Source organism: Hyphomonas sp. (assembly GCF_040882205.1).
Taxonomy (GTDB): Bacteria; Pseudomonadota; Alphaproteobacteria; order Caulobacterales; family Hyphomonadaceae; genus Hyphomonas.
Genome location: NZ_JBBEBT010000068.1, coordinates 1 through 6,936, shown reverse-complemented (window position 1 = coordinate 6,936; position 6,936 = coordinate 1). Strand labels below are relative to the sequence as shown.

The window sequence follows — 6,936 nt, the reverse complement described above, 5'->3', positions numbered from 1 at the left end:
AAGCTCGCCCAGCCGCGCCCAACCCGCCTTGCTCACGGCGAGCGCCCCGCCCCGCCGCACCAGCACGCCGTCCTCCACCAGCCGGTCATAGGTCAGCACGCCCAGTTCCCCGGCCAGGTGATCATAACAGATCCGCGCCCTGCGCAGCGCCGGATCGCGCGGCCCCGTCCGCGTGCCCGTCCGCGTGCGCGTCCCCGTCCGCCCTTCCGACACGCCGAGCAGCGCCTCCAGCGCCTGCGCCGCATCCGCCCCGCCCAGCCGGCAATAATGATGCCGCCCCTGAACCTCGCGCGCGACCAGCGCGCCATCGGGCAGCCGCGCGAGGTGCGAACTCGCCGTCTGCTTGGTGATGCCCGCCTGCGATGCCAGCTCCCCGGCGGTCAGGGCCTGCCCGTCCAGCATCGCCAGCAGCATGTTGCTGCGCGCCGGATCGCCGCTCAGCGCCGCAATCCGCGATATGTCCGGTCCGTCCTTCATGGTTCGGCGCTCATCGAACCATCCCGCGCATGCAAGCGGCTACAAGCCCGCCATACCAACCCGAGGACGCATCCATGATCACCTGCTTCATCCGCTACGAAATCGATCCCTTCAAGAAGGACGCCTTCGGCCATTATGCCCGCCAGTGAGGCCAGGCGATTCTCCGCTGCGGCGCAGACCTGATCGGCTATTTCGCCCCGCACGAAGGCTCCACCACCACTGCCTGCGGCGTCTACACGCTCCCCTCGCTCGCCGCCTGCGAGGCCTGCAAGGCCCTGCTCGCCGAAGACCCCATCGGCCGCGAGAACTACGCCTTCGCCAAGCGCGAACAGTTCCTGCGCCGCGAGGACCGCCTGTTCCTCAAGCTTGCCTCCGGCCCCCACGCCCCGCTGGTGCGTCCATGTTCGCCGTCATCTTTGAAGCCCTGCCCAATAAGGGGCATGCTGACGAATATTTCGCCATCGCCGCCGCGCTGAAGCCCCATCTCGCCGATATCGACGGCTTCATCTCCATCGAGCGTTTCCAGTCCCTCGCTGAACCCGGCCGCCATCTCTCGCTGTCCTTCTGGCGCGCCGAAGGCGCCATCGCAGCCTGGCGCAATCTCTCCGGCCACCGCGCCGCCCAGTCCGCCGGGCGGGCATAGATCCTCAGGGATTACCGCCTGCGCGTCGCCGCCGTGACCCGCGACTATAGCCTGACGGACCACGCCGAAGCGCCCGCCGACAGCCGCGAGACGCACGGACAACCCGGCTGCGGACGCGGCGTCAGGGTTTGCCAATCTGCCGTTTACGGCGTTACCTTCCCTGCGGAGGAATACGCCCATGACTTACGATCTTGTCATCATCGGCGGCGGCATCGGCGGCAGCGCGCTCGCTGGCGTCATGGCCCGGGCCGGAAACAAAGTGCTGCTGCTGGAGAAATCCGAACATTACGAAGACCGCGTCCGCGGCGAATGGATTGCGCCCTGGGGCGTCGCCGAGGCAAAGCGCGTCGGCCTCTACGATCTCCTGATGTCGGCCGGGGGCCACCATATCACCGACCATGTCACCTATGACGAAAGCCTGGAGCCCGCAGACTGTGAAGCCAGCGCCCTGCCGCTCGGCATCTTCGCCGCCGATGTGCCCGGCCCGCTCGCCATCGGCCACCCGCACCATTGCCAGACCCTCTACGACGCCGCCACCGTCGCCGGCGCCGAAACCCTCCGTCCCGTGACAATCGATATCATCACCCTCGGCGCCTCACCCTCCGTCACCTTCTTCCACAATGGCGAGACGAAAACGGTCCAGGCCCGCCTCGTCGTCGGCGCCGAAGGCCGCCAGTCCGAAGTGCGCGCTGCCGCCGGCATTCCGCTGCACCAGGACAAACCCCACCACTGGTTCGCCGGCCTCCTCATCGAGAACGTGCGTGGCTGGAGCCCCACCCGCCAGGCCATTGGCACCGAAAACAATTTCGGCTTCCTCGCCTTCCCGCAGGGCGAGGGCCGCGTCCGCGTCTATGGCGGCTACGCGCTCGAAGAAAAAGGCCGGTTCCACGGCGAAGACGGCGCCCGCCGCTTCCTCGAAGCCTTCCGCATGTCCTGCGCGCCGGACAATGGCGCCCTCGCAGACGGCACGCCCGCCGGGCCCCTCTTCTCCTATTTCAACAATGATAGCTGGACCGACGAACCTTTTGCCCCCGGCTGCGTCCTCATCGGCGACGCCGCCGGCTGGAACGACCCGATCAACGGCCTCGGCCTCTCGATCACTTACCGCGACGTGCGCTTGGTCTCCGACATCCTGAAGGAAACCCCCGGCGGCGAGGTGCCGAATTTCGCTCCGTATGCAGAAGAACGCGCCGAGCGCATGCGCCGCCTGCGTTTCGCCGGCCAGCTGCAGGCCGCGCTAGACATGGAGTTCGGCGAAGCCGCGCGCGAGCGCCGCCGCAGCTACCATGAACGCAAGGCCGCTGATCCCATGCTAGGCCTGCACGGCGTCGCTATCATGGCCGGTCCGGAAAATGCCCCGCCTGAAATCTTCACCGAGGCCCACCGCGCCCGTGTGCTCGGATTGCAAACCGCATGAGCCTCGACATCGACCGTTTCAACGCCGACTGGCTCGCCGCCTGGAGCGCCAGGGATGTGGAAAAGCTGCTGAGCTTCTATTCTGCCGATACCGTCTACAAGGACGCGCAGAACGCCGCCGGCCTAACCGGCCATATCCAGCTGCGCCCCTACCTCGAAGGCCTCTTCGCCTCCACGCCGAATATGATTTACCTGCCCGACGAAACCTGGCCGATCCCCGGTGGCTTCTGCGGGCGCTGGTACTGCGCCATCGGACCGGCAGGCACCGACGCGCAGATGCGGGGCTTCGATCTCTGCCTCGTACGCGATGGCAAGATCACGCTCAACGAAGTCTATGTCCACATGATGCCCGCCTGAATGCGCGCTTCGCGGCGGGTTAATGCGCTGTTAACTGCAAATCGCCGATTCTACCCCCAATGCCTGCAACAGCGCGGGCCGCAAGCGGTGGGTTGATGTTCCTCTTTCAATGGTTCCTTTTCGGCTGGCATGTCTGGCGCGGCGAAACCGGCCAGCGCTACCGGTTCAAGATCACACTCACCCGCAAGGGCATCCCCGATGGCAGCGGCATCTACATCTTCGTGCGCCGCCGCTTCGGCTTCTTCCTTGAACCGCTCTACATAGGCAAGGCCACCGATTTCCGCTCGCGCCTCAACGGTCACGAACGCTGGTGGGAGGCCTGGTGGAAACGCGGCGCCACGGAGCGCCATGTGCTCATCGTGCGCAAAGCCGCCGAACGCGCCCGCATCGAGGAAGACCTCATTCGCCGCCACCATCCGCGCATGAACGACATGCTCGTCCCCCGCCACGCCCTTGACCTTCCCTCGAACGCCCGGCTCCGCGCCGAATGGCGCTTCCGCCAGTGGCTGAAAAACATCTTCCGCTTCGGCGGCGGCAACCGGATGGCCTGACAGCGGCCGCAATACAGGCACAAGTTTCAGCGAACGCCTGCATCCAGCCACCAAAACCCACCCCTCCACCCTGTCCCCGCGAAAGCCGGCAAAGGAGGGGTTGATTTTGCCTGAAGTTATAGGTGCCGGCCTGCGCCCGGCTGACAAACACCTAAAGCTTTTTTGCACTCTCAGAATCCGCCGGGGTCCCGGCCTGTAGCGGCGTTCCGAAAAGTGGCCGCAGATTTCAGGAAAACGCCTCGGTAAAACAGAGACTTAAAGCATCGTGCTGTTTCGAAGCAGCAGCACGATGGTGAAGCGTATCATGCCCTCCATGATCCCTCTCCGCACCTTCAGCAACGACCTCGACTTTGCCAATCTCCTCACCCACGTGGCAGTCATCTGCTGGCCGATCCTCCAGTGGCAGTTCAATGCGCTGCCCCTCTGGAGCAAGCGCAACGGCGGCGCAGATCTCATCTACTCCGTCATCGGCGGGGGCTTGATCACCCTCCGCCACGCCGGCATCAAACCCGGCACGTTCTATGAGCCGGTCCGGCGAACCTTCCGCCGCCTGACAGACGCAAGCTGGGAATCCCGCGCGCCCGTCTTCGCGCCGACCCTGACAGAACACGAAACCCTGAGGCTCCTGACCGTTGAAGTGGACGCCGCCTTCCTGCGAGGCCTCCGGCGAACCAGGAAGGGGGGCTCTGCCCTCACCTCCAGATACCTCCTGGCCAGAAGCCCCCCGAAACCGGTTATGCCCCCCGCACGTCCGGCCCGTCGTGCTGCGCGAAACCTCCCGGACTTGCCGCCAACCCCGCACCATGGCAAATCCGCGCCCATGGCCGACACCTTCGCCCCCTCGCCCAGCCTCTTTGCGGACGCGCCCACCTCCGTCAGCTTCAAGAAGCTGCGCAAGCGCCTCGTGCGCGGCGCGCTGGAAGTCATCGAGACCTATGGTCTCCTCGACCGCCGCGCCATCGAAGCCGGCGAAATACCGCGTCCGAAATGGCTCGTCTGCCTCTCCGGCGGCAAGGATTCCTACGGCCTCCTCGCCGTGCTCATGGACCTGCAATGGCAAGGCATCCTGCCCGTCGACCTCGTCGCCTGCAATCTCGACCAGGGCCAGCCGGGCTTTCCGAAACACGTGTTGCCCGACTGGCTCGGGAAAACCGGCGTGCCCCACCGGATCATCACCGAAGACACCTATTCCATCGTCACCGAAAAGATCGAAGCCGGGCGCACCTATTGCTCGATGTGCTCGCGCCTGCGCCGCGGCATTCTCTACCGCATCGCGCGCGAGGAAAGCTGCGAGGCCATCGTGCTCGGCCATCACCGGGACGACGCGCTCGAGACCTTCATGATGAACCTCGTCCACGGCGGCCGCCTCGCTGCGATGCCGCCGAAGCTCCTCAACGACGAAGGCGACGTGATGGTCTTCCGTCCGCTGATCACTTCTGCCGAAGCCGACCTTGAAAAGTTCGCCGAGGCGATGGCCTTCCCGATCATCCCCTGCAATCTCTGCGGCAGCCAGGACGGCCTCCAGCGCGTCGCCATGAAACACCTGCTCGACGAATGGGAACGCAAGAAACCCAGCGTACGCCAAGTCATGGCCCGCGCGCTTGCCAATGTCCGCCCCAGCCACCTGCTGGACGAAAAAGTCTTCGACTTTGCTTCCCTCGGCATGGGCGGCGAAGGCGAGGACGATCCGAACGTGCCGTTCTGAGACCTATTCGCCGCTGACAACCGTCAGCGTGTCGGGAATGAAAATCTCGAGTTCCATGGGCCCTGATGGCTGAGTGATGATCCGGCTTTCAAGTCCTGTCAGCGTCACCTCTGCCGGGGCAAAACTGGTCTTCAGCCCACTGACTTACGCCGCGATATCGGCCACCAGATCAGCGCGGTGCTTGGCCACATCACGCGCCCCGATGAACTGTTCGTCGCCCAGACAGGCCTGCGAGCGCCCGGCCATGTCCATGGTCGTAATGAAGGCTGTTGCCCGCGCCATCAGCGTCTCGAAACTTTCCTCGGGGCGCGTATCTGTATTCAGGGTCAGCGTGAACCGGCCGCTGTTGGAATAATCCGTGGTATAGACATCTGTGGACAACACCGTTTCGATATCCGCTGTCGACTGACCGGGCGCGCGCCCGCCGAGCGAGAAGCCATCCGTCTTTGCCGCCTTCGTCTTCAGGCGGCCGAACATCGCCGCGGGTTCCCTGCTCCGCTCGGCCGCGTCGCGCGTGCCGCTTTGGTAAGTCACGGCGACCATGACAAAGTCAGCCGGCACCTGGCGGTAAACAGCTGGCGCGCTGCGGCGCACGCCGTCGACGATCCGGTTCGAGGTGACGCCGGCGCGTTCCATGCCCTGCGCCAGAACCGGCGCAGCCGGAGCAGCCAGGATAAGCGACAGGGCAATCAGTAGAGACTTGAAACGCATGGAACGCGTCCTCGCGTTTCTGTGCAGCGACCGTCCGCCTCCGGACCCGCCGGGTCAGCATGACGGCAGGCAAGGCAAAAGCAGGGATTGACGGGCGAGCGTTTTTATTTATTATCATCAATATGCCAAAAATAGTGGACCATGACGAACGCCGCCGCGCCCTTGCCAGCGCCGCCGCCGATGCTGTTGCGCGAAACGGACTGGACGGCGTCAAACTGTCGGACATCGCCCGCGCGGCGGGGGTGACGACCGGGGCCCTGGCGCATTATTTTCCCGACAAGGACGCGGTCCTCGCCGCCGCGCTTGAAGAAATCTGCGCCCGCCTCGTTGCGCGGATCGGGCCGCGCGGCGCGCGCCTGAAGCTCGAGGATTTTGCCGGTGCTCTGCCGCTGGACGAAGCCGGCCGGAAGGACTGGCGGGTGTGGCTCGCCTATTGGGGCCGCGCGCCCTTCTCCGAGAGCCTGCGGGCGATCCACCAGCAGTATTATCTCGATATCGAGACTGCGCTCAGCGAACGTTTCGCCGCCGCCTCGAAGACACCGCGCGTGGTCGCATCCGCCATTATTGCCGCCGTCGACGGCGTCGGCACCCGTGCGACGCTGGAGCCGGAGGCCTGGCCGCCGGAGCGCCAGACGGCCCTGCTCGCCGCCCTGCTCGGCCCCCTCTTCGCCAGCCTGAAAGTCAAACCCGCCTGAAGGACGCCTGCTATGCCCAGCCTGAAACACCTGCCCGCGAACGCTTCGCGTGAAGATATCCTGAAGGGGCTCGCGGAGAACGCGGCTGTGATCATCGACGGGCTGATGACACCGGACCTGCTTGACCGCGTACGGGCAGAAATCATGCCTTATGTAGAGGCCACGCCGCCCGGCCGCGACGACTTCACCGGGCGCCGCACGACCCGCACCGGCGCGCTGGTCGCCCGCTCGCCGGCCTGCCGCGAGCTGGTGTCCGATCCGCTGATCAACGCCGCCACCGAAGCCTTCCTCGCTCCCTTCTGTGATCGCTACCAGTTGCATCTAACGCAGGTCATCCGCATACGGCCCGGACAGGGCGCGCAGGTGTTGCACCGTGACCGG

At 65.5% G+C, this 6,936-nt stretch carries 7 protein-coding genes and 3 pseudogenes; 8 read left to right on the top strand and 2 right to left on the bottom strand.

Annotated features, from left to right (window positions below; genetic code table 11):
- Positions 1-477, bottom strand: a 477-nt coding sequence (locus WEA77_RS03015; RefSeq protein ID WP_368066379.1) for an ArsR/SmtB family transcription factor, incomplete at its 3' end; no start/stop codon positions are given.
- Positions 478-551: 74 nt separating this feature from the next.
- Between WEA77_RS03015 and WEA77_RS03010 the strand changes: the two are divergent.
- From WEA77_RS03010 to ttcA, 6 genes and pseudogenes are all read left to right on the top strand, one after another.
- Positions 552-953, top strand: a pseudogene (locus WEA77_RS03010) (NIPSNAP family protein).
- Positions 878-1,216, top strand: a pseudogene (locus tag WEA77_RS03005) (antibiotic biosynthesis monooxygenase); the annotation flags it as partial. The pseudogenes WEA77_RS03010 and WEA77_RS03005, both read left to right, overlap by 76 nt.
- Before the next feature lie 82 nt (positions 1,217-1,298).
- The gene (locus WEA77_RS03000; protein ID WP_368066378.1) at positions 1,299-2,537 is read left to right on the top strand and encodes an FAD-dependent oxidoreductase; all 1,239 of its coding nucleotides are present in this window, start codon (positions 1,299-1,301) and stop codon (positions 2,535-2,537) included.
- Entirely contained in the window at positions 2,534-2,893 is a 360-nt protein-coding gene (locus WEA77_RS02995) for a nuclear transport factor 2 family protein (RefSeq protein ID WP_368066377.1), read from the top strand. The genes WEA77_RS03000 and WEA77_RS02995 overlap by 4 nt, the downstream gene beginning before the upstream one ends.
- A 95-nt stretch (positions 2,894-2,988) precedes the next feature.
- Positions 2,989-3,444: a GIY-YIG nuclease family protein gene (locus WEA77_RS02990; RefSeq protein WP_368066376.1), complete on the top strand. Its 456-nt coding sequence runs from the start codon at positions 2,989-2,991 to the stop codon at positions 3,442-3,444.
- Between the two features lie 820 nt (positions 3,445-4,264).
- On the top strand, positions 4,265-5,149 hold the full coding sequence (gene ttcA / locus WEA77_RS02985; RefSeq protein WP_368066381.1) for a tRNA 2-thiocytidine(32) synthetase TtcA: 885 nt from the start codon (positions 4,265-4,267) through the stop codon (positions 5,147-5,149).
- Between the two features lie 144 nt (positions 5,150-5,293).
- Here ttcA and WEA77_RS02980 read toward each other — a convergent pair whose 3' ends face one another.
- Positions 5,294-5,860, bottom strand: coding sequence for a hypothetical protein (locus WEA77_RS02980; protein ID WP_368066375.1), 567 nt, complete (start codon positions 5,858-5,860; stop codon positions 5,294-5,296).
- A 134-nt stretch (positions 5,861-5,994) separates the two neighbouring features.
- Between WEA77_RS02980 and WEA77_RS02975 the strand changes: the two genes are divergently transcribed.
- Both WEA77_RS02975 and WEA77_RS02970 read left to right on the top strand, forming a co-directional pair.
- Positions 5,995-6,555 carry a TetR/AcrR family transcriptional regulator gene (locus tag WEA77_RS02975; RefSeq protein ID WP_368066373.1) on the top strand — a complete coding sequence of 187 codons (561 nt, stop codon included), beginning with the start codon at positions 5,995-5,997 and terminating at the stop codon, positions 6,553-6,555.
- Between the two features lie 12 nt (positions 6,556-6,567).
- Positions 6,568-6,936 (top strand): annotated as a pseudogene (locus WEA77_RS02970) (phytanoyl-CoA dioxygenase family protein); the annotation flags it as partial.

What these genes read in the sequence shown, in the direction of transcription:
- WEA77_RS03000 (WP_368066378.1), top strand. Translation starts at nt 1,299, where the DNA reads ATGACTTACGATCTTGTCATCATCGGCGGCGGCATCGGCGGCAGCGCG.
- WEA77_RS02995 (WP_368066377.1), top strand. Translation starts at nt 2,534, where the DNA reads ATGAGCCTCGACATCGACCGTTTCAACGCCGACTGGCTCGCCGCCTGG.
- WEA77_RS02990 (WP_368066376.1), top strand. Translation starts at nt 2,989, where the DNA reads ATGTTCCTCTTTCAATGGTTCCTTTTCGGCTGGCATGTCTGGCGCGGC.
- ttcA (WP_368066381.1), top strand. Translation starts at nt 4,265, where the DNA reads ATGGCCGACACCTTCGCCCCCTCGCCCAGCCTCTTTGCGGACGCGCCC.
- WEA77_RS02980 (WP_368066375.1), bottom strand. Translation starts at nt 5,860, where the DNA reads ATGCGTTTCAAGTCTCTACTGATTGCCCTGTCGCTTATCCTGGCTGCT.